This is a genomic window from Sphingobium sp. L-44 (assembly GCF_056859495.1).
Map to the genome: position 1 here is coordinate 103034 of NZ_JBSXOQ010000088.1, position 22581 is coordinate 125614.

Here is a 22581-nt window from a genome sequence, read left to right on the forward strand (position 1 = left end):
AACAAACTCCGACAGCGGGCCATGCCCGCCAAGCGCGAGGTACCCGATGCCCGATCCGACTGCCGAGCCGCAAAGCCGCCTGATCGACCTGGCCCTGCAGGGCGGCGGCGCCCATGGCGCCTTCACCTGGGGCGTGCTCGACCGCTTGCTGGAGGAACCCTGGCTGCGGATCGACGGCATATCGGGCACGTCGGCCGGGGCGATGAACGCGGCCGTGCTGGCCAGCGGCTATGCCCATGGCGGCGCGCCGGGCGCCCGCCGCGCCCTCACCCGCTTCTGGAGCAAGGTGTCGGACGGGGCGATGTTCAGCCCGTTCCGCCGCAGCCCGCTCGACATAGCGCTCGGCCGCTGGACGCTCGATTATTCGCCGCTCTATGTCGGCATGGACCTGATGGCGCGGCTCTGCTCGCCCTATGATCTCAATCCGGGCGGCTTCAATCCGCTGACCGACATCCTCAACGAATGCGTCGATTTCGATCATCTCGCCGCCAGCCCGATCCGCCTGTTCATCACCGCGACCAGCGTGCGCACCGGCCAGGCCCGCGTGTTCCGCAATGCGGAGATCACCCCCGACGTGCTGCTCGCCTCCGCCTGCCTGCCGACCATGTTCCACGCGGTCGAGATCGATGGCGAGGCCTATTGGGACGGCGGCTATTCGGGCAATCCGACGCTGACGCCGCTGGTGCGCGACTGCGATTCGGACGACACCATCCTGATCCAGGTGAACCCGGTCGAGCGCGCCACCGACCTCTACGCCGCGCGCGACATTGCCAGCCGGTTGAACGAGATTTCCTTCAACGCCGTGCTGTTGCAGGAAATCCGGATGATGGCGCTGCTGCGCCAGGTTGCCGACCCCGGCCATGGCGAGGGCGAGAAATGGGCGAAGATGCGCATCCACCGCATCGCCAGCGCCGACATGCTGCAATTCGGCCATTCGTCCAAGCTGAACGCCGAATGGGCGTTCCTGTGGAAGCTCAAGAAGATCGGGCGCAAGGCTGCGGACGATTTCCTGAAGGAGCATGGCCAGGCGATCGGCCGGGACTCGACGCTCGATATCGACGCGCTGCTCGCCCATGTCTGAGGCATTGAGCTTCCTAGGCATATTGGTCGCGCTCGGCGCGCTGATCGCCATGGCCTATCGCGGCTGGAGCGTCCTGTTCCTCGCCCCGGCGCTGGCGATGATCGCCGCCAGCTTTTCGGGCTATCCGATGCTGGCGAGCTGGACCCAGATCTTCATGGTCGCCGCCGCCGGCTTCCTCGCCCAGTTTTTCCCGCTCTTCCTGCTCGGCGCGATCTTCGCCAAGCTGATGAACGACAGCGGATCGGTGCGCACCATTGCCGATGCCATGATCGGCTGGCTGGGGTCCGGCCGCGCGATCATGGCGGTGGTGCTGGCCGGCGCGATCCTGACCTATGGCGGGGTCAGCCTGTTCGTCGCCTTCTTCGTGCTGGTACCGATGGCGCAGGCGCTGTTCCGCGCCGGCAACATCCCCCGGCGGCTGGTGCCCGCGACCATCATCCTTGGCACATCGACCTTCACCATGACCGCCCTGCCCGGCACGCCGGCTATCCAGAATGTCATTCCCATGCCCTTCTTCGGCACCTCCATCTATGCCGCGCCGGGCCTGGGCCTGATCGCCGCGATCATCATGCTGGCGGTGGGCCTGGGCTGGCTGTTGCGGGCACAGGCAGCGGCCGCCGCCCGGCAGGAGGGCTATGACCCGAGCCTCTCCCCCGCCGCGCCGGTCGACAGCGCGCGGATGCGCGAGCATACGACGACGGCCTCCACCTTCGACCCCGCAGAGATGGACAAAGGGGCACCCACCGACGACCGCCCCTCGCTCGCCATCGCCTTCCTGCCGATCGGGGTGATGATCGGTTGCAACCTCGTCCTCTCGCTCTGGCTGTTCCCGACCTGGGACGCGCCCTTCCTGGCGGAGCCTTTATGGGGCAGCACCAGCCTGGGCGCGGTTGCGGGCATATGGTCGGTGACGGCGGCGCTGATGATCGCCACGCTCGCCATCATCCTGTGCAACCGGGGCCGCCTGACCAGCCTGCGCGACAGCATCGATTCGGGCGCCAACGCCGCCGTGCTGCCGATCATCAGCGTGGCGAGCCTGGTCGGCTTCGGCGCGGTGATCGCCGCGCTGCCCGCCTTCCACATGATCCGCGACTGGGTGCTGGGCATCGGCGGCGGGCCGCTGGTGTCGCTGGCGGTGGCGACCAACCTGCTCGCCGCGCTCACCGGATCGGCATCGGGCGGGCTCACCATCGCGCTGGAGGCGCTGGGGCCGACCTATATGGAGATTGCGGCGCAGACCGGCACCGATCCCGCCATCATGCACCGGGTCGCGGTGATCGGGTCCGGCACGCTCGACATATTGCCGCATAATGGCGCGATCGTCACCCTGCTGGCGCTGAGCGGCGTTACCCACCGCGAATCCTATCTGGATATCGCCATGGCCGGCATCGTCAGCTCGCTTGCGGCACTGGTCGCCGTCATCCTGATCGGGTCGACGATGGGCAGCTTCTGATCCCTTCGCCCCTTGGCCGGGTCGACAGGCGCGCGCGCATCGGCCATGGGCTGCGCCATGTTCGGTATTATCGCATCCCTGTTGTTCGTCCTGATCTGGTCCACCGGCTTCATCGTCGCCCGCGCGATGGTGCCCCATGGCGCGCCCGAGCTGATCCTGGCCGCGCGCCTGTGCCTGACCGCATTGCTGCTGGGTGCGCTGGCGCTGCATGGGCGTCAGCCCTGGCCGCGCGGCCGGCGATTGGGGCTGCATCTGGCGGCTGGCGCGATGCTGCACGGCCTTTACCTCACGCTCAGCTGGTGGGCGGTCAGCCATGGCATGCCGGCCGGCATCATGTCGCTGCTGGGCGCGACACAGCCGCTGATGGTGGCGGTCGCCAGCGTCGCGATCCTGGGCGAGCGCTTGCCCGCGCGCGCCTGGAGCGGCCTTGCCATCGCCATCCTGGGTGTCGGCTGCGTGCTGATGCCGGCGATCGCCAAGTCGGGCGCGGGCGCGATCACGCTCATTCCCGCGATCGGCGGCATCGTCGCGGTGCTGGCGATGACCGGCGGCACGCTAATCCAGCGCGGCACGATCGGCGGCGATCCGATCTGGGTGTCGGGCGCGGTGCAGAATGCCGGCGGCGCGCTGGTGGCGATCGCCGCCACCCTGATCGTGGGCGAATGGCGCTGGGACAATAGCCCAATGATGTGGATCGGCCTCAGTTGGTCGGTGCTCGGCCTGTCGGCGGCCGGCCTGTCGCTGCTGGTCTGGCTGGTGCGGACCCAAGGACCGACGCGCATGTCGATGCTGTTGCTGCTGGTGCCGCCGCTCGCCGCGGTCGAGGCCTGGCTGCTGTTCGGCGAGAAGCTCGGCCCGGTGCAGATCGCCGGCTTCGCGCTGGCGTTGGGCGGCGTGCTGCTGGGCCGGTCGCAGCCCAAGCGGACCGAGGTGGTGGAGCCAGCCTGAACCGCCACCGCGCCGTCACAGGTTCGTCACATCCTGCAACATGGCGGTCATGATCGCGCGCTAGGGCGGGTCATGAGCAAATCCGGCCGCACCCCGCCGCTTCCGTCGCTCCTGTCGCAGGCGGCGGACATGCAGATGCAGATGACCCTACGCCAGGTCGGCTTTAACGCACCGTCCGCCAATGCCGTGCCCCATGTGCCGCTCAAGCCTGCGCCCGCGCCGCGCGACGACAGCGCGCTCGCGCTCAAGCGGCGCGACTGGCTGCTGAATGTCATGGAGCAGCAGCGCGCCCTGTCGCCCTATGCCTCCGGCCTGCTGACCGCCGACGCGCTGTCGGGCGAGGATTTCCTCCACAATTTCTACGCGCCCGGCCGGCCGGTCCTGATCAAGGGGGCGATGGAGGGCTGGCCCGCCCGCGCGAAATGGACGCCGGACTATCTGGCCGATGCCATTGGCGCGGCGGAAATCGAATATCAGGGCAGCCGCGCACAGGCCGCCGACTATGAGCTGGCCAAGGACCGGCACAAGCGCCGCGCGCCCTTTCGCCAGTTCATCGATCTGGTGCGCGATGGCGGCAATGACGCCTATCTGACCGCCTATAACAGCGCGGCCAATGGCCCGGCCCTCGCCCCGCTACAGGCCGACCTTGGCCATCCCGACGCCTATCTGGCGCCGACGCCCGGCATGCTCTGGATCGGCGGCGCGGGCGCCTTCACCCCGCTCCATTTCGACCTCACCAACAATCTGCTGGCACAGGTGACCGGCACCAAGCATGTCATCCTGGTGCCGCCGTCACAGACCCATCGGCTGGCGCATAACCGCCATGTCTTCAGCGATGTCGGCGACCTGACCGACCCGGCGCGGCTCGCCCGCTATCCGCGCGCCCGCGACCTGCTGCGCTACGAAGTGCGCATGACGCCGGGCGACCTGCTCTTCATCCCGATCGGCTGGTGGCATCAGGTCCGGTCGGAAAGCTTCTCGACCATGCTGACCTACACGCATTTCCACTGGCCCAATGCGGGCCATGAAAATTATCCGAAGGATTAAAGCCTCTTATCCTTCCCGCAGCCGCTCATGATGGCGGATCACTTCATCGATGATGAAGCGCAGGAACTTCTCGGTGAAGTCGGGGTCGAGATTGGCGTCGAGCGCGAGCTGGCGCAGGCGCGAAATCTGGCGTTCCTCGCGGCCCGGATCGGCCGGCGGCAGATCGTGGGTCGCCTTATATTCGCCCACCGCCTGGGTGACCTTGAACCGTTCCGCCAGCATGAAGACAAGCGCCGCGTCGATATTGTCGATGCTCTCGCGATAGCGCTTCAAAGTCTCGTCCACCTGGCATTCTCCACAGCGGCACCGCGGCGGGAAAAGGCGTGGCTTTTCCGTTACTGCGATGCGTCAATCAATCGTCCGGCGCGCTTTTTGCGCCATTGCGCCGCGCAGGCAAGCTATTCCCGCTTGCCATCTGCTTTTTGCCCCGCCAGAGGACGCTTGTCATGACTGCATCCTCCCCCGGCAACGTCCACCCGATCGGCCGCACCAGCGCCCCTTCGCTCGCTCCCATCATGGCGCTCGTCGCCGATGGCATGAACCAGGTGAACAGCGTGATCCTGGACCGGATGCAGTCGCGCATCCCGCTGATCCCGGAACTGGCCGGTCATTTGATCGCCGGCGGCGGCAAGCGGCTGCGGCCGATGCTGACACTCGCCTGCGCCGACCTGGTCGGCTATGCCGGATCGCGCCATTACAAGCTGGCCGCATCGGTCGAGTTCATCCACACTGCCACGCTGCTGCATGACGATGTCGTCGACGGATCGGGCCTGCGCCGCGGCCGCAAGACCGCCAACATCATCTGGGGCAACAGCGCCTCCGTGCTGGTCGGCGACTTCCTCTTCTCCCGCTCGTTCGAGCTGATGGTCGAGGCCGAGTCGCTCAAGGTGCTCAAGATCCTGTCGGGCGCATCGGCGATCATCGCCGAGGGCGAGGTCAACCAGCTGACCGCCCAGCGCAAGATCGACACCAGCGAAGAACAATATCTCGACATCATCGGCGCCAAGACCGCCGCCCTGTTCGCCGCCGCCTGCCGCATTTCCGCCGTGGTCGCCGACCGCAGCGAAGCGGAAGAGCATGCGCTCGACGTCTATGGCCGCAACCTTGGCATCGCCTTCCAGCTGATCGACGACGCGATCGACTATGAATCGGACGGCGCGACCATGGGCAAGGATGCCGGCGACGATTTCCGCGACGGCAAGGTCACCTTGCCGGTGATCCTGGCCTATGCGCGCGGGTCGGACGAGGACAAGGCCTTCTGGAAGGCCGCGATCTCGGGCCATCGCATCAGCGACGAGGATCTGGCCCACGCCACGCAGCTGCTGCGCCAGACCGGCGCAATCGCCGACACGCTGGCCCGCGCCCGCCATTATGGCCAGCGCGCGATCGATGCGCTGGGCATGTTCGATGCCGGCAAGGCCAAAGCGGCCCTTACCGAAGCGGTCGAATTCGCGATAGCACGGGCGTATTGAAGCATTTTCAAAGCGGACGGAGGTCCGCTGACTCGGAAAATGCGGCAGACCATAAGTTGAGGAGACTGGCACTTCTGCTCGTTTCCCCTTCCAATATCCGTTCGCCCTGAGCGAAGTCGAAGGGCAAAACTGAGCCGCAGGCGAAGTTCCTTCGCTTCGCTCTGGTGCGGGCTTCGACTTCGCTCAGCCCGAACGGGGTAAATATCATGATCCTGTCCCCCGAAACCATCGCCTTCCTCATGGCCGCCGCCTTCATGGCCGGCTGCATCGACGCGATGGCGGGCGGGGGCGGCCTCATTGCCCTGCCCGCGCTGCTCGCCGCCGGCGTGCCGCCGGTGCCGGCGGTCGCGACCAACAAGTTGCAGAGCTGCCTGGGCACCTTCGGCGCCTGCGTCGCCTATGCCCGGCGCGGCCATATGGATCTTGCGACCTACAAGGGGCCGGTGATCGCCGCCTTCATCGGGTCGATCGGCGGCGCTTGGCTGCTGCAACGGGTCGATCCGTCGATCCTGGCCGGGCTGATGCCTGCGCTGCTGATCGCGATGGCCGCCTATTTCACCTTCTCGCCCAAGCTCAGCGATGCCGATCGCCATGCCCGCGTCGGCATGTGGGGCCTGTCCGGCATGATCGGCGTGGTCGGCTTCTATGACGGCTTCTTCGGCCCCGGCGCCGGCGCCTTTTACACCACCATCTTCATCGCGCTGGGCGGCCTGTCGCTGCTGCGCGCCACCGCCCAGACCAAGGCGGCCAATTTCGCCTCCAATGTCGCGGGATTGCTGACCATGGTCGCGGGTGGCCATGTCATCTGGATCGCCGGCCTCGCCATGGCGGTCGGATCGATCACCGGCGGCCAGATCGGATCGCACCTCGCCATGCGGTTCGGCTCGAAGCTGATCAAGCCGCTGCTCATCATCATGTCGCTGGCGCTGACGACCAAGATGCTGCTCGATCCGAAGAACCCGATCCACATCTATCTGTTCGGCTAGGCGTCCGCCCCTTCTCCGGGCATCGGGGATGTTCCCGCCGCTTCTCGGGATTATCCCCATGCAGCGTCGCGGCCCGCCCGCCATTAGCCTTCCGCCGATCCATAATGGTCGGAGACTCGGCATGGCGACGAAGAAACCCAATATCCTGGTCATCTGGGGTGACGATATCGGCTGGCAGAATGTCAGTGCCTATGGCCTGGGCACGATGGGCTATACCACGCCCAATATCGACAGCATCGGCTATGGCGGCATCCGCTTTACCGATCATTATGCGCAGCAGTCCTGCACCGCCGGCCGCGCCGCCTTCATCACCGGCCAATATCCGATCCGCTCGGGCATGGTGACGGTGGGCCAGCCCGGCGATCTGCTCGGGCTCCAGCCGGCCTCCCCCTGCCTCGCCGAAGTCATGAAAGGCGCGGGCTATCGCACCGGCCATTTCGGCAAGAGCCATCTGGGCGATCGCAACGAGCATCTGCCGACCAACCATGGTTTCGACGAGTTTTTCGGCAATCTCTACCATCTCAACGTGTCGGAAGAGGAAGAGCAGCGCGATTACCAGAATTTCGCCAAGGCCCATTCGGGCAGCGTCGAAGCCTATATGAAGAAATTCGGGCCGCGCGGCGTGATCCACAGCTGGGCCACCGATGTCGATGATCCGACCGAGGATCCGCGCTACGGCAAGGTCGGCAAGCAGAAGATCGTCGACACCGGCCCGCTGCACCAGGAACGGATGCACGAGGTGGACGAAAAGGAATTCATCCCGCCCGCGCTGGAGTTCATGCAGAAGGCCAAGGATGCCGACGAACCCTTCTTCGTCTGGCTCAACACCAGCCGCATGCACCTCTACACCCGGCTCAACGACAAATGGCGCTATGCGGCGGAGAAATACACGTCGGACGCCGACCTGCACGGCTCGGGCATGCTCCAGCATGACCATGATATCGGCATCGTGCTCGACTGGCTGAAGGAAAGCGGCCTGGAGGAGGATACCATCGTCTGGTATTCGACCGACAATGGCCCGGAACATTCCTCCTGGCCGCATGGCGCGACCACGCCCTGGCGCGGCGAGAAGATGACCACCTATGAAGGCGGCGTCCGTGTCATCTCGATGCTCAAATGGCCCGGCGTGATCGAGCCAATGCAGCTCAAGAACGGTATCCAGTGTCATCAGGACATGTTCACCACCCTCGCCGTCGCCGCCGGCGTGACGGACGTGAACGAGAAGGTTCTCAAGGAGAAGAGCCAATATATCGATGGCGTCAACAACCTCGACTATTGGACGGGCAAGGCCGAGGATTCGGCGCGGAACCATGTGTTCCACTATAACGAATCGAAGCTCACAGCGTTGCGCATGGGGCCGTGGAAATGGCATTTCTCGACCAACGAGGATTATTACGGCACCATGGTCGGCCGCTCCAAGCCGATGGTCTTCAACATCCGCATGGATCCGTTCGAAAGCTATGACAACAGCGACTCCTACGGCCATCTGATCCAGAAGGTGGCGTGGCAAAACGGGCCACTGGGCGAATTGATGAAGGAACATCTGACGACGCTCGCCCAATATCCGCCAGTCCAGGGCGGCAAGAGCTTCGACATGTCCAACGTAGTCGAACAGTTCATGAGCAAGGGCCACGACTGACCGTCGCACGCCAGCGCCGGAATAGACGCAATGCCCGGAGCCGCACGGCTTCGGGCATCGCCGTTTCTGCCCGGCGCGCCTTGCGCTCTGCCTGGATTGGCGCGAGAGGGGGCGGATCATGACCGCCCCCGCCCTGCCGATCCATGCCGTCCTGCCCGACCTGCTCGCTGCCCTGGCGCGCGGCAGCAATGCGGTGCTGGTGGCGCCGCCGGGCGCGGGCAAGACGACGGCGGTGGCCCCCGCCCTGCTCGACCAGCCTTGGTGCGACGGCCAGGTGCTGCTACTCTCCCCCCGCCGCCTCGCCGCCCGCGCCGCAGCCGAGCGCATTGCCGAGATGCTAGGCGAGCAGCCCGGCGGCACGGTCGGCTATGCGACGCGGATGGACAGCAAGGTCAGCGCGAAGACGCGCCTGCTGGTACTGACCGAGGGCATTTTCGTCCGTCGTATCCAGGATGATCCCGAACTGGCCGGCGTGTCGGCCGTGCTGTTCGACGAAGTGCATGAGCGCAGCCTGGACAGCGATTTCGGCCTGGCGCTGGCGCTCGATGCGCAGGCGGCGCTGCGCCCGGACCTGCGTATCCTGCCGATGTCGGCCACGCTCGACGGCGCGCGTTTCTCCACCCTGCTCGATGGCGCGCCCGTCATCGAGAGCGAGGGCAAGATCCAGCCGCTGGAGTTGCGTCCTATCGGCCGCCATACCGAAAAGCGGATCGAGGATGAGATGGCCGCCGCCATCCGCCGCGCGCTGGAGGAAGAAACGCAGGGCGACCTGCTCGCCTTCCTGCCCGGCGTCCGGGAAATCGAGCGCACCGCCGAACGGATCGAGGGTGGCGCGTTCGAGGTCCACATGTTGCACGGCTCGCTCGATCCGGCGGCCCAGCGCGCCGCCATCCGCCCCTCCCGCGAGGGGCGGCGCAAGGTGATCCTTGCCACCTCGATCGCCGAAACCAGCCTGACCATCGATGGCGTGCGCATCGTCGTCGACTCCGGCCTGGCTCGCCGCCCGCGCTATGACCGCGCCGCCGGCGTCACCCGCCTCGTCACAGAGCGCGCCAGCCAGGCATCGGCGACCCAGCGTGCCGGCCGCGCCGCGCGCCAGCGGCCCGGCGTCGCCTATCGCCTGTGGGAAGCGGCGGCGACCGCGGGCATGCCGCCCTTCGATCCGCCCGAAATATTGGAAAGCGACCTGTCCAGCCTGCTACTCGACTGCGCGCTGTGGGGCGTCAGCGATCCGGCCTGCCTGCGCTGGCTCGACGCGCCGCCAGCCGCCGCCGTGGCCGAGGCGCGCAAGCGACTGACCGCCCTGGAGGCGCTCGACGCCGACGGCCGCATCACGGCCCATGGCAAGGCACTCGCCACCCTGCCGCTGGCGCCGCGCATCGCCCATATGCTGGTGCGCGCCGGCGAACGCGGCCTTGCCCGCACTGCCGCCGAGATCGCGGTATTGCTGGGCGAACGCGGCCTGGGCGGGCAGGATACCGACCTCACCCTGCGGCTCCAGCGCTGGCGCCGCGAGGGCGGCAAGCGGGCCGAAGCAGGGCGCGGCCTCGCCAAGCGCTGGGCCAGGCTGGTCGATGGCCGCCCGGCCGCAGAGGGCGGACTGCACGATGTCGGCCTCTGCCTCGCCCTCGCCTTTCCCGATCGCGTCGCCAAGCGCCGGTCGGCCGATGGCGCCGACTGGGCCAGCGTGGGCGGGCGCGGCTTCCGGCTCGATCCGCTCTCGCCATTGGCCAGCGAAGCCTGGCTGGCGGTGGGCGAAGTGCAAGGCAGCGCCGCAGGCGCGCGCATCCTGTCGGCCGCCCCCATCGGCGAGGCGGAGGTGATCGCTTTGTTCGGCGAGCGCATCGCCGAGCATCGCACGGTGAAATTCCGTCCTGCCAATGGCGGGATCGAGGCGCTGCGGGAGCGTCGGCTGGGTGCCGTGCGCCTGTCCTCTGGCTCCGATGACCGGCCCGACCCCGATGCCGTGGTCGCCGCATTGGTCGATGGCGTGCGGCAGGGCGGCCTTGCCCTCCTCCCCTGGTCGGAGGCGGCGCAATCGCTGCGGATGCGGGCGGACTTTGCCGGGATCGAGGCGCTGTCCGACGCGGCGCTAATCGACACGCTGGACGACTGGCTGCCGCCGCTGCTGGCGGGCAAACGCCGCCTGTCCGACATCGACCGGTCGCAGCTTTCGGGCGTCCTAGAAACGCTGATCGGCTGGGACGGCAAGCAGCAGCTCGACCGGCTCGCCCCGCCCGATTTCCGTTCGCCCGCCGGTTCCACCCATGCGATCGACTATGCGGCCGAGGGCGGCCCGCGCGTGGAATTGCGGGTGCAGGCGCTGTTCGGCCTGTCGCAGCATCCGACCGTCGGCAACCAGCGCATCCCGCTGGTCCTCTCGCTGACATCGCCCGCCGGCCGGCCGATCCAGACGACGCGCGACCTGCCCGGCTTCTGGGCCGGCAACTGGCGCGACGTGGCCAAGGAAATGCGCGGCCGCTATCCCCGCCACCCCTGGCCCGACGATCCGGCGAGCGCCAATGCCACATTGCGCACCAAAAATGCGGACGCGCGCCGGAACTCTTGACTTCACGGCGACCGCTGGTGCAACGCACAATGACGATTTTACGGAGTTTCATCGCGATGACCGCGCGCATTTACCAGATCCAGAAGAACGCCCTCCAGTCCGGCAAGGCGCTGACTCACAAGTGGGTGCTGGAATATGCGCCCGCCGAAGCGAAGAAGGCCGATCCGCTGACCGGCTGGGCCGGCTCGGGCGACACCAAGCAGCAGTTGAAGCTCAGCTTCTCCTCGCAGGATGCCGCCGTCGCCTATGCCGAGCGCGAGAAGATCGCCTACACCGTCATCGCGACCCCGCCCAAGACGCTGAAAATTCAGGCCTACGCCGACAATTTCCGCTGATCCTTCAGCCCGTTCGAGGCTGGAATAGCAGAGCGCGGCGCGACACGGCGCGCCGCGAACAAGGCATTTTGCCCCAGATGCTGCCCGATTGACGCCTTATTCGCTTGCCAAAGAGCAAGCCAAGGCGGCAAAAGCCGTGCTTTCATGGAAAGATTGAAGAGATAATGACCGATCGCAGCGAGATTTTCGACAGCGTCGCAGCGCAGATCGCCCCCTTCAACAAGAAGGGCGTCGAACTGACCGAAGCCACCACCTTTGCCGGCGACCTGGAATGGGACAGCCTGACCGTGATGGATTTCGTCGCCGCCATCGAGGACGAGTTCGACATCATCATCACCATGAACATGCAGGCCGAGATCGAGACCGTGGGCCAGCTGCTCGACGCGGTCGCCAAGCTCAAGGCCGCCTGACACTTTAACTACCGTTCGGGCTGAGCGAAGTCGAAGCCCATTGCCGAGCGGAGCCGAGGCTCCATGCTTCGCCTTCGCTCAGCAGCGTCCTTCGACTTCGCTCAGGACGAACGGGTTTGGGATCATTGATATTATGACCGACGCCGCCATCGCCACCGAAACCCGCGATCTCTTCTCCAAGTTCGATCCGCTGATCAACGAGCGCGAGGCGCTGCTGGCGACGGGCGTGCGCGATCCCTATGCGATCGTCATGGACCAGGTGCTCTCGCCCACGCGCGCGATCATCAAGGGCAAGGAAACCATCCTGCTCGGCACCTATAATTATATGGGCATGACCTTCGACCCGGATGTGGTCGAAGCCGGCAAGAAGGCGCTGGACGAGTTCGGCGCCGGCACCACCGGCAGCCGCGTCCTCAACGGCACCTATCAGGGCCACAAGGAAGTCGAGGACGCGCTCAAGGAGTTCTACGGCACGTCGGGCGCCATGGTCTTCTCGACCGGCTATCAGGCTAACCTGGGCATCATCTCCACCCTCGCGGGCAAGGGCGATTATGTCGTGCTCGACGCCGACAGCCATGCCTCCATCTATGACGGCTGCGCGATGGGCAATGCGGAGATCGTCCGCTTCCGCCACAACAGCGTCGAGGATCTGGACAAGCGCCTCGGCCGCCTGCCCGCCGATGCGCTGAAGCTGGTCGTGCTGGAAGGCGTCTATTCGATGCTGGGCGACGTCGCCCCGCTGCCCGAAATGGTCGCCGCCATCCGCAAGCACCCCAATTGCATGATCCTGTGCGACGAGGCCCATGGCATGGGCTTTTTCGGCTCCAACGGCCGTGGCGCATACGAGGAACAGGGCGTCGAGGGCGAGATCGACTTCGTGGTCGGCACCTTCTCCAAGTCGGTCGGCACCGTCGGTGGCTTCTGCGTCTCGAACCATCCCAAGTTCGAAATCCTGCGCCTCGTCTGCCGTCCCTATGTCTTCACCGCATCGCTGCCGCCCAGCGTCGTCGCCACCGCCGCGACCAGCATCCGCAAGCTGATGCACGCCGGCGAGAAGCGCGCCCATCTGTGGAAGAACAGCCAGCGCCTGCACCAGGGCCTGACCGACCTCGGCTTCAAGCTGGGCAGCGCCACGCCGCAATCGGCGATCATCGCCGTCATCCTGACCGACCAGATGCAGGCGGTGGCGATGTGGCAGACGCTGCTGGAGCTGGGCCTCTACGTCAACATGGCGCGCCCGCCGGCAACCCCGGCCGGCACCTTCCTGCTGCGCTGCTCGCTCTGCGCCGAACATAGCGACGAGCAGGTCGAACAGATCATCGCCATGTTCGAAGCCGCCGGCAAGGCCACCGGCGCGATCAACTGATCGCGCTTTTCGACGCTCCGACGATCGACCGGGTATTTCCTGCGATAGAATCTGCTACAGCAGCGGAACCATCTAACCTGCATATTCGCGCGGTTAACATAGTTCGGTTAGTGTAACGGTATATGGCGGAACGCGAAGTGATCGATGAACAGGACCGGGGCTGGCGCGCCGCGGCGCGGCGCTACATGCCCCTGGTCCTTGGCATATTGCTGATCGGATCGCTCGGCGCCCTGCTCTACAGCGCCAGCAGCGCCTCGCGCGATCATCAGCGCGCCCTCGCCGAACAGCAGCGCAGCTGGGAAATCATGGCGCTCGCCCGCGCCTTCGAGGCCAAGACCGCCCGCGCCGAAGTGACGCTGGCCCGCTATGTCATCAGCCTCGACCCCGACACCGGCCGCCTGTTCCAGGACCAGTGGCGTACCGCCGCCAGCCAACTCAAGTCGCTGACCTATGCCACCCGCAAGTCCGACTGGCAGCGCGGCAATGTCCGCGCGCTCCAGGCCGCCTTCGAACAGCGCGGCAAGACGCTGAGCGAAATCGGCCTGCGTACCACCTATGACCAGAAGATGGGCGCGCTGGCGCAATTCCATCAGGCCGGGCGATCGCAGGATATCAAGCGACTGACGGCGCTGATCGACCTGGTGATCCAGGCCGAAAATGCGCGGTTGCGCGAACGCAGCCTGGCCGTCAGCCTGGCGGGCGACCGCACCGAACTGGTCGGCAAGACGTCGCGCATGGTCGGCCTCGCTCTGCTGGTCTGCGTGCTGTTCGCGCTGTGGCTGGTCAATGCGGCCTATACCGAACGGCGCAACGCGCGCCGCATGGCGGAGATGGAGGCCGAACGCGCCGACCGGCTGGAAGAGGCCGTTTCCGCCCGCACCAGCGAATTGTCGGACGCCTATGAGCAGTTGAAGCGCGAATCCGCCGAACGCGCCGCCGCCGAGGATAATCTGCGCCAGATGCAGAAGATGGACGCGGTCGGCCAGTTGACCGGCGGCATCGCCCATGACTTCAACAATATGCTGGCGGTGGTCGTTGGCGGGCTGGAACTGGCCAAGCGCAAGCTGCGGCTGAAACCGGCCGAGGCCGGCCATCATCTCGACAATGCGATGGAGGGCGCCAACCGCGCCGCCGCGCTGACCCGCCGCCTGCTTGCCTTTGCCCGGTCCGAACCGCTGCTGCCCAATGCGGTCGATCCCGACAGCCTGCTGCGCGGCATGGCCGATTTGGTCGATCGCACGATCGGCGACCAGATCATCGTCAGCTTCGCCCACAAGGCGAGCGGCTGGCGCATCTTCGTCGACCAGCATCAGATGGAAAATGCCCTCCTCAACCTGTGCGTCAACGCCCGCGACGCGATGGAAGGCCGGGGCAAGCTGACCATCTCGACCGGCCAGGCCCAGCTTGCCGCGAACCAGATCGGCGAATGCCCGGCCGGCGACTATGTCACCGTCAGCGTCACTGACAATGGCTGCGGCATGACGGCCGAGGTCGCCGCCCGCGTGTTCGAGCCCTTCTTCACCACCAAGCCGGTCGGCAAGGGCACCGGCCTTGGCCTCAGCCAGATTTTCGGCTTCGTGCGCCAGAGCCAGGGCGAAATCCGCATCGAATCCGAACTGGGCACCGGCACCAGCGTCCATATCTATCTGCCGCGCCGCATCCTGACCGAGCAGGAGGCCGCGGCAGAGGTCCCGGCGAGCGAGCAGCTGCACACGCTCCATCCCCCGACCCGCATCCTGGTGGTGGAGGATGATCCGCGCGTGCTGAACCAGACGATGGCGGCGCTGGCCGAACTCGGCCATCTGCCGATCGCCTGCGACCATCCCAGCAAGGCGGCCAAGCTGCTCAGCAACAATGCCGATATCGGCCTGATCATGAGCGACGTGCTGATGCCCGACATGACCGGGCCGGAAATGATCCGCACCCTGCCCGCCCATATGCGCCATCTACCGGTGCTGTTCGTCACCGGCTTCACCGGCGACGCGACCGACAGCGACGATTTCCGGGGGCATGAAGTGCTGCGCAAGCCCTATACGCTCAATGCCCTGGGCCTCGCACTCTCGAACGCGCTCAGCGGATCGAACCACCCAGGAACAGCCGCGGCAGCAGAGTGACCGCGCCCAGCAGCGGCCAGCGCCGCTGCCAGGGCTTGATCTCGATTGCGGTGCCGGCATGGCGGTTGATCTTCCACGCCAGATAATCGATCCCGCCGGCATAGGTGAAGCTCGCCTTGGCGAGGCGCACCACCGAGAGATATTTGCCGCGCCGCTGCAGCCCGCGCCAGACCTTGTCCGCATGGTCGGGTGACGGCGGTAGCCCCTCGGCCAGCGCCGCCGCGCCGAAACGGCGATAGCGATCGGGATCGGCATCGACGATCGAGAGCGAGCGCCCCGTCTTCTCCGCCCGCAATTCGGCGTTATAGGTGAGGGTAAAGCCGGCCTTCCACAGCAGGATCAGGTCATCGCCCTGCCCATCCGCCATCGGCCGGGCGAGCGACAACAGGGTCGGCGCGGCCTGCGCCACCGCCGCCAGTGCGCGCTGGCGCGCCAGATCGTCCGCCGACCACAGCAGCCGGGACGGCTGGGCAAAGCGCGCCCAGACCGAGACATTGTCCGCCTTCATGCTGTTCAGCCGGGCAAAGTCGGCCTCCGACAGCACGGCATATTTGGCGATCAGGCCGCCATGTTCGAACGGAAACACATTGGGCGGGATCGCCCGGTTGGCGCGCGCCAGCCAGCCCTTGCCATAGGCCGCCTCATAATCGGAGACGATCAGGTAGAAATCGAGCATGAGCCCGTCGAGGTTGGCCTCGCGCAGGCAGGAGCCGTAGAAGAGCACCGCCCGCGCCGCGCCGGGATATTTCGCCGCCAGCGCCCCCGCCATGGCGGCCGCGCGCGGATCGGCCGGCGCGGACAGTTCGGCAGCGACGAGCGAGAACAGGCTGTTGGTCATCGCCAAGCGCTTTAGAGCCTGATTCCGCCGGGTGGAAGCATCTTGCGCGGATCATGCGCGCACGACCATCAGCGCCCTATCCCCGACGATAGACCAGCATCAGATTATTGGCCGGCATCGCCACCCGCCGGGTGCGTTCCAACCCGACATCGGCCGCCGCACGGTCGACATCGGTCAAGGTCCGCAGGCCCCATTGCGGGTTGCGATCCTTCAGCGACAGGTCGAACGCCAGATTGGAGGAGGCGGTCGGCACATCATCCTCGACATAGGGGCCATAGAGGATCAGCGGCGCGCCCGGCGCCAGCAATTGCGCGCCACGCGCCAGCAGCCCCAGCGTAGCGCCCCAGGGGCTGATATGCACCATGTTGATGCACAGGATCGCGTCGGCCGCATCGATCGGCCAGTCGGCGCCCGCCGCGTCGATCAGCAGCGGCGTGCGCAGATTGGGCAGATTGGCGTCGCCGCGCAGCGCCGCGATCGAAGCCAGCGCGGCGGGATCGGGATCACTGGGCTGCCAATCGAGCGCGGGGAACGTGACAGCGAAGTGGACTATATGTTCGCCGCTGCCGCTCGCCACTTCCAGCACCAGCCCGGCATCAGGCAGTTCGTCCCGCAGGACAGCCGCGATCGCATCGCGGTTGCGCAGCGTCGCGGGGGCATGGCGGCGCGGATCGGGGCCGTCGCCCTGCGGCGTCCAGGGTGCGGGGGCATCCTGTGTCATGGACAAATCCTTGTCTGTAGCCGGCCGATGCAAAAAGGGCGGTGGAGATCCTCCACCGCCCTTTGCGTCCGGCTTATTCGGCGGCGACCGCCAGGTCCGGTTCGGACCAGGTCAGCACCGGCTTGCGTGCGGCCAGCGTCTCGTCGAGACGACGGCGCGGGGCGTGATAGGGCGCGCCCTTCAGTGCCTCGTCACCCGCCTTGGCCCGTTCGGCGAGGCTCCGCAGCGCCATGATGAACTGATCGAGCGCCGCCTTGCTTTCCGTCTCGGTCGGTTCGACCAGCATCGCGCCATGGACGACCAGCGGGAAATACATGGTCATCGGGTGGAAGCCTTCGTCGATCAGGCCCTTGGCGATATCCAGCGTCGTGAAGCCTTCGGCCAGCCCCTTGTCGCTGAACAGTGCCTCATGCATGCACGGACCAGCACCGCCGAAGGGCGCGTCGAGCACATCATCCAGGCTGCGCAGGATATAGTTGGCGTTCAGCACCGCATCGCTCGCGACCTGGCGCAGGCCGTCGGCGCCGTGGCTGAGGATATAGGTCAGCGCGCGGGTGAACATGCCCATCTGGCCATGAAAGGCGACCATGCGGCCAAAGGTCTGGGCGTGGTGATCCTCCGCCGTTTCCTCTTCGACCAGCACGAACTTGTCGGCCTGCTTTTCCACGAAGGGGAGCGGCGCGAAGGGGGTGAGCGCTTCCGACAGCACCACCGGCCCCGAACCCGGACCACCGCCGCCATGGGGCGTCGAGAAGGTCTTGTGCAGGTTGATGTGCATCGCGTCGACGCCCAGGTCGCCGGGGCGGACCCGGCCGACAATGGCGTTGAAGTTCGCGCCGTCGCAATAGACGAAGGCCCCGGCGGCATGGACCGCGTCGGAGATGGTCTTCATGTCGCGCTCGAACAGGCCGCAGGTGTTGGGGTTGGTGATCATCACCGCCGCAACGTCCGGGCCCAGACGGGCCTTCAACGCTTCCAGGTCCACGCGGCCATCCGGGATCGCGGGAATATCCTCGACCTTGTAGCCGCAGAAGGCGGCGGTGGCGGGATTGGTGCCATGGGCGCTTTCCGGCACCAGGATGACGCTGCGGGCGTCACCACGGGCTTCGAGCGCGGCGCGGATCGCCAGCAGGCCGCACAGTTCGCCATGGGCGCCCGCCTTGGGCGACATGGCGACCGAGTGCATGCCGGTCAGCGTCACCAGCCAGGCGGCCAGTTCATGGATCACGGCCAGCGCGCCCTGCACCGTCGACTGCGGCTGCAGCGGGTGGATATCGGCGAAACCGGGCATCCGCGCGACCTTTTCATTGAGGCGCGGGTTGTGCTTCATGGTGCAGCTGCCGAGCGGGAACAGGCCAAGGTCGATGGCGTAGTTCTGACGCGACAGGCGGGTGTAGTGGCGCACCGTTTCCTGCTCCGACAGGCCGGGCAGGCCGATGCTGTCGGTGCGGGCGAGCGAGCCGAGACGGCTGGCCACCTTGGGCGCTTCGGCGAAATCGACGCCGGTGGTGTCGGTCGAGCCGATCTCGAAGATCAGCTTTTCCTCCAGCATCAGCGCGCGGTTGCCGGTGGCGGTTTCCGGGGCCATATGCTCTTGCGCGACGGCCTGCGGGGTGGTCGGGCGACCTTCCTTCAACATGGTCATGCCAGTTCCTCCTCAAGCGCTGCGGCAAGGGTTTCGATATCCTCCGGCGTGACGGTCTCGGTCACGGCGACGACCAGACCGTTGCCGATCTCCGGCGCGTCCGGGAACAGGCGGCCGAGCGAGACGCCGGCCAGCACGCCCTTGTCGGCGAGGTTGCGGACGACGTCGCGCGCATCCTTGGTCAGGACCAGCGTGAATTCGTTGAAGAAGCCGTCGTTGAGCAGGGTCACGCCCGGCACCTTGGCCAGACGGTCGGCAGCCTGCACGGCCAGGCCGTGGTTCAGGGTCGCCAGCTCGCGCAGGCCCTTCTCGCCCAGCAGGGTCATGTGGATGCTGAACGCCAGCGCGCACAGGCCCGAATTGGTGCAGATGTTCGACGTCGCCTTCTCGCGGCGGATATGCTGCTCGCGGGTGGAAAGCGTCAGCACGAAGCCGCGCTTGCCGGCCGCATCGACCGTCTCGCCGCACAGGCGGCCCGGCATCTGGCGGACATATTTCTGCTTGCAGCCGAACAGGCCGAGATAGGGACCGCCAAACTGGAGGCCGACGCCGATCGACTGGCCTTCGCCCACGACGATGTCCGCGCCCATATGGCCCGGCGCCTTGATCGCGCCCAGCGCCACCGGCTCGGTGACGACCGCGACCAGCAGCGCACCGGCGGCATGGGCCGCGTCGGCCAGCGGGGTCAGGTCGGCGATGCGGCCGAGAATGTCGGGATATTGCACGACGACGCAGCTCGTGTCCTTGTCGATGCTGGCGATCAACGCGTCGATATCCGTCGCGGCGTCCAGCGTCGGCGCCTGATGCACCAGCGCGTCGCCGGTGAACTTCGCCATGGTGTTGGCGACCGAGACATAATGGGGGTGCAGGCCGGACGACAGCAGCGCCTTGCCGCGCTTGGTGATGCGGCGGGCCATGCCGATCGCTTCCCAGCAGGCGGTCGAGCCGTCATACATGGAGGCATTGGCGACATCCACGCCCAGCAGGCGGGCGACCTGGGTCTGGAACTCGAACAGCACCTGCAGCGTGCCCTGCGCGATTTCCGGCTGATAGGGCGTGTAGGCGGTCAGGAACTCGCCGCGCTGGATCAGATGATCGACGCTGGCTGGCACATGATGCTTGTAGGCGCCGGCGCCCAGGAAGAAGGGCGCTTCCCCTGCCGACAGATTCTTGCGAGCGAGCGCGCCCATGTGGCGCTCGACCGCCAGTTCGCTGGCATGATCGGGCAGGCCGGCGATGGTGCCGCTCAGGCGGGCTTCGGCGGGCACGTCGATGAACAGGTCATCGATCGTCTCCGCGCCGATGACGGACAGCATTTCCTGCCGGTCGGTGTCGGTAAGGGGTAGGTAGCGCATGTATTTCTCCACTCCCCTCCCTTTTAGGGAGGGGCCGGGGGTGGGTGCGATTGCGCAGCAATCGCCGGCAACGCCTGAGGCCAGGTTGCAAGGCTCGCTTCGCTCGCCACCCACCCCAACCCCTCCCTTGAAAGGGAGGGGCGATTATCGGATCAGAGGCTCGCCACGAACTTCTTGTAGGCGGCTTCGCTCATCAGGCCTTCCAGCTCGCTCGCGTCGGCGATGCGCAGCTTGAAGAACCAGCCATCTTCCTCGGCATCGCTGTTAACCAGCGCCGGCTCGTCTTCCAGCGCGCCATTGGCTTCGACGACTTCGCCCGAGATCGGGGCATAGACGTCGGACGCGGCCTTGACCGATTCCACGACGGCGGCGTCGTCGCCCTTTTCGAAGGTCGTGCCTTCGGCAGGCAGTTCGACGAACACGATGTCGCCCAGCTGTTCCTGCGCATAGTCGGTGATGCCGACGGTGGCGATGTCGCCTGCAACGTCGATCCATTCATGTTCGTCGGTGAAATAGCGGCTCATGCTTGCTCTCCTCGAAAAGCGGTAATTCAGGCCTTGCGGCGATAACGATGCGGAACGAACGGCATCGGCGCAACCGCCGCTGCAATCCGCTTGCCGCGCACCTCGATCTCCAGCGCGGTGTCGAGCGCGGAATAAGGCAGGCTGACCCAGCCCATGGCGATCGGCGCGCCCACGCTCGGCGCGAAGCCGCCCGAGGTGACTTCGCCCACCAGCACGTCGCCGGCATAGATTTGCGCGCCTTCGCGGGCCGGCAGGCGGCCTTCGATCTTCAGGCCGACACGCTTGGAACCGGGGCCTTCGGCCAGTTCCTTCATCACGCGGGCATGGCCGATGAAGCCACCTTCCTCGCGGCGGCGCTTCTGGATGGCAAAGCCCAGGTCCGCGCCGATGGTGCTGACGGCGGGCGACAGGTCATGGCCATAGAGCGGCAGGCCGGCTTCCAGACGCAGCGAGTCACGCGCGCCAAGGCCGATCGGCTTGACCTGCGGCAGCGCGCACAGCGCATCGGCCAGCAGCGCGACGGAATCGCCCGGCACGCTGATTTCAAAGCCATCCTCGCCGGTATAGCCAGACCGGCTGATCCACAGCGGCACGCCGCGCCAAGTGAAGGGACCGGACTGCATGAAGATGAGGTCGGCGGTTTCGGGGATGAGCGCGGCCATCGCCTCGCCCGCTTCGGGGCCCTGCAGCGCCAGCAGCGCCTGATCGGCCATATGGTTCATGGTGACGTCGTCGGGCAGATGCTCGATCATCCAGCCGATATCGTCATATTTGGTCGCGCCATTGACGACCATGTAGATCGCCGCGCCTTCGAATGCACCATCGCCGGGACGCGAGACCATCAGGTCGTCGAGGATGCCGCCTTCCGCGTCCAGCAGCATCGAATAGCGCTGGCGGAAGGGCTTCAGCCCCTTGATGTCGCTGGGCAGCAGGGTTTCGAGCGCCGCGTCAACGCTGGCGCCGCCGGTCTCGTCGGAGAAGGTGAGCTGGCCCATATGGCTGACGTCGAACAGGCCGGCATGTTCGCGGGTCCAGCTATGTTCGGCCATGATGCCTTCATACTGGATCGGCATGTGATAGCCGGCGAAGCCGACCATGCGCGCGCCCTTGGCACGGTGCCAGGCGTCCAGCGGCAGGGCTTCGAGGGGCAGTTCCGCTTCGAGGGCGGCGACGTCGTCAGTGGCGGTCATGGCAAGACCTTTCCGTAGGAGGGATGCGGCGACAGGCCAGCGCGGCCGACGAATCGGCGCTTCCGGCATGCCACCCCCTCTGTCACGGAACCTGAGAGCTTTGACCAGCGGCCTGGGACCGGCTGGCTTACCCCTTCGGTGGGACGGCACGGGGCCATCCGCTTTCCAGAGTATCTACGCGCGATGCGGTCCTTTGGCCTGAGAGATTCCGGGGCGGTTGCTCCTTCGGCGACGGGCTCAAGCCTGAAAGGCGCCCATGCTCTCCCGCATCGTGCCCGCTGCCGAATCCTCGGCACCGGAGACGCCCCACGCATTTGCCCAAAGCGCGGGCGGCGTCAATCGGGCAAATGTCGCAGGGACGCAGGTTATGGCCGGATCAGCCTTCCTCGCGCGCCAGCCGCTGCGCCATCGCCAACGCCGCCGCCCGGCATTCGGAGAGCGCCGCATCGGCCGCTTCGTCCGAGAGGGTCAGGTCGGCAAAGCCCGCCTCTCCCTCGAACATCTCCAGGAAGCGGGTGACGCCGGCATAGTTGGAGTCCGCGACGGCGCGCTGGATGAGGTCGATCCGATCCGCCCAGGGCCGCGCGCCCTGTGCCCGCAGCAGGCGGGAAAGATCGTCAAGCTGGGCGGCAAAGGCCGCAATCTGGGGATGCAGTGTCATGGGCAGAGAGATAAAGCCCGCGCGACGACCGGACCAGCCGGCTGAACGCCAACGCAGCGTTTCCGTTGGGGTGGTTGGGTGGAAACAAGACATAGCCCCTCCCTTCCAGGGAGGGGTTGGGGTGGGTTGCGAGCGCAGCGAGCTTCTGCCCTATCGACCGTAGACCGCCGCTACGCGGCGCACCCACCCCCGGCCCCTCCCTGGAAGGGAGGGGAGTAGGAAACGTC

At 66.5% G+C, this 22581-nt stretch carries 20 protein-coding genes and 1 riboswitch; of the genes, 12 read left to right on the forward strand and 8 right to left on the reverse strand.

Features of this window, described 5'->3' with window-relative positions:
• Positions 1–46 precede the first annotated feature (46 nt).
• The 4 genes from AC13EK_RS11860 to AC13EK_RS11875 all read left to right on the forward strand — a co-directional run bounded on the left by AC13EK_RS11860 (position 47) and on the right by AC13EK_RS11875 (position 4529).
• On the forward strand, positions 47–1081 hold the full coding sequence (locus tag AC13EK_RS11860) for a patatin-like phospholipase family protein (protein ID WP_069337103.1): 1035 nt from the start codon (positions 47–49) through the stop codon (positions 1079–1081).
• Positions 1074–2534 (forward strand): GntP family permease, encoded by a 1461-nt coding sequence (locus tag AC13EK_RS11865; protein ID WP_069337102.1) that lies wholly within the window; start codon positions 1074–1076, stop codon positions 2532–2534. Before AC13EK_RS11860 ends, AC13EK_RS11865 begins: the two co-directional genes overlap by 8 nt.
• Before the next feature lie 45 nt (positions 2535–2579).
• Complete coding sequence (locus tag AC13EK_RS11870) at positions 2580–3482, forward strand: DMT family transporter (RefSeq protein ID WP_037517161.1); 903 nt, start codon at positions 2580–2582, stop codon at positions 3480–3482.
• Positions 3483–3554: 72 nt separating this feature from the next.
• The gene (locus AC13EK_RS11875; RefSeq protein ID WP_069337101.1) at positions 3555–4529 is read left to right on the forward strand and encodes a cupin-like domain-containing protein; all 975 of its coding nucleotides are present in this window, start codon (positions 3555–3557) and stop codon (positions 4527–4529) included.
• A 6-nt stretch (positions 4530–4535) separates the two neighbouring features.
• Here AC13EK_RS11875 and AC13EK_RS11880 read toward each other — a convergent pair whose 3' ends face one another.
• Complete coding sequence (locus AC13EK_RS11880; protein ID WP_004207932.1) at positions 4536–4814, reverse strand: chorismate mutase; 279 nt, start codon at positions 4812–4814, stop codon at positions 4536–4538.
• A 161-nt stretch (positions 4815–4975) separates the two neighbouring features.
• Here AC13EK_RS11880 and AC13EK_RS11885 point away from each other — a divergent pair, with 161 nt between their 5' ends.
• From AC13EK_RS11885 to AC13EK_RS11920, 8 genes are all read left to right on the forward strand, one after another.
• Positions 4976–6001, forward strand: a complete 1026-nt coding sequence (locus AC13EK_RS11885; protein ID WP_004207933.1) for a polyprenyl synthetase family protein — start codon at positions 4976–4978, stop codon at positions 5999–6001.
• Positions 6002–6207: 206 nt separating this feature from the next.
• Entirely contained in the window at positions 6208–6987 is a 780-nt protein-coding gene (locus tag AC13EK_RS11890; protein ID WP_010336303.1) for a TSUP family transporter, read from the forward strand.
• Between the two features lie 121 nt (positions 6988–7108).
• Positions 7109–8626, forward strand: a complete 1518-nt coding sequence (locus AC13EK_RS11895) for an arylsulfatase (RefSeq protein ID WP_069337099.1) — start codon at positions 7109–7111, stop codon at positions 8624–8626.
• 118 nt (positions 8627–8744) lie between these two features.
• Positions 8745–11195, forward strand: a complete 2451-nt coding sequence (gene hrpB / locus AC13EK_RS11900) for an ATP-dependent helicase HrpB (RefSeq protein ID WP_277788084.1) — start codon at positions 8745–8747, stop codon at positions 11193–11195.
• A 56-nt stretch (positions 11196–11251) separates the two neighbouring features.
• Complete coding sequence (locus AC13EK_RS11905) at positions 11252–11530, forward strand: ETC complex I subunit (protein WP_004207936.1); 279 nt, start codon at positions 11252–11254, stop codon at positions 11528–11530.
• A gap of 164 nt (positions 11531–11694) precedes the next feature.
• Complete coding sequence (locus AC13EK_RS11910; RefSeq protein WP_069337096.1) at positions 11695–11940, forward strand: acyl carrier protein; 246 nt, start codon at positions 11695–11697, stop codon at positions 11938–11940.
• A gap of 133 nt (positions 11941–12073) precedes the next feature.
• Positions 12074–13306 carry a serine palmitoyltransferase gene (gene spt, locus AC13EK_RS11915; protein ID WP_069337095.1) on the forward strand — a complete coding sequence of 411 codons (1233 nt, stop codon included), beginning with the start codon at positions 12074–12076 and terminating at the stop codon, positions 13304–13306.
• A gap of 122 nt (positions 13307–13428) precedes the next feature.
• The gene (locus AC13EK_RS11920; RefSeq protein ID WP_069337094.1) at positions 13429–15420 is read left to right on the forward strand and encodes an ATP-binding protein; all 1992 of its coding nucleotides are present in this window, start codon (positions 13429–13431) and stop codon (positions 15418–15420) included.
• On the opposite strand, the gene AC13EK_RS11925 is transcribed toward AC13EK_RS11920, so the two are convergent.
• The 7 genes from AC13EK_RS11925 to AC13EK_RS11955 form a co-directional block, all read right to left on the reverse strand.
• Complete coding sequence (locus tag AC13EK_RS11925) at positions 15377–16258, reverse strand: hypothetical protein (RefSeq protein WP_069337097.1); 882 nt, start codon at positions 16256–16258, stop codon at positions 15377–15379. The two genes, AC13EK_RS11920 and AC13EK_RS11925, sit on opposite strands and share 44 nt — an antisense overlap.
• Before the next feature lie 76 nt (positions 16259–16334).
• On the reverse strand, positions 16335–16979 hold the full coding sequence (locus AC13EK_RS11930) for a DUF938 domain-containing protein (RefSeq protein WP_069337093.1): 645 nt from the start codon (positions 16977–16979) through the stop codon (positions 16335–16337).
• 73 nt (positions 16980–17052) lie between these two features.
• Positions 17053–18624, reverse strand: coding sequence for an aminomethyl-transferring glycine dehydrogenase subunit GcvPB (gene gcvPB, locus AC13EK_RS11935; RefSeq protein WP_483022208.1), 1572 nt, complete (start codon positions 18622–18624; stop codon positions 17053–17055).
• Complete coding sequence (gcvPA, locus tag AC13EK_RS11940) at positions 18621–19979, reverse strand: aminomethyl-transferring glycine dehydrogenase subunit GcvPA (protein WP_069337091.1); 1359 nt, start codon at positions 19977–19979, stop codon at positions 18621–18623. The genes gcvPB and gcvPA overlap by 4 nt, the downstream gene beginning before the upstream one ends.
• A gap of 152 nt (positions 19980–20131) precedes the next feature.
• Positions 20132–20503, reverse strand: coding sequence for a glycine cleavage system protein GcvH (gene gcvH / locus AC13EK_RS11945; protein WP_069337597.1), 372 nt, complete (start codon positions 20501–20503; stop codon positions 20132–20134).
• A 26-nt stretch (positions 20504–20529) separates the two neighbouring features.
• Positions 20530–21693 (reverse strand): glycine cleavage system aminomethyltransferase GcvT, encoded by a 1164-nt coding sequence (gene gcvT, locus AC13EK_RS11950; RefSeq protein ID WP_048937461.1) that lies wholly within the window; start codon positions 21691–21693, stop codon positions 20530–20532.
• A gap of 176 nt (positions 21694–21869) precedes the next feature.
• A riboswitch (glycine riboswitch) is annotated at positions 21870–21970 on the reverse strand.
• 99 nt (positions 21971–22069) lie between these two features.
• Entirely contained in the window at positions 22070–22354 is a 285-nt protein-coding gene (locus AC13EK_RS11955; RefSeq protein WP_069337598.1) for a hypothetical protein, read from the reverse strand.
• Positions 22355–22581: the final 227 nt, after the last annotated feature.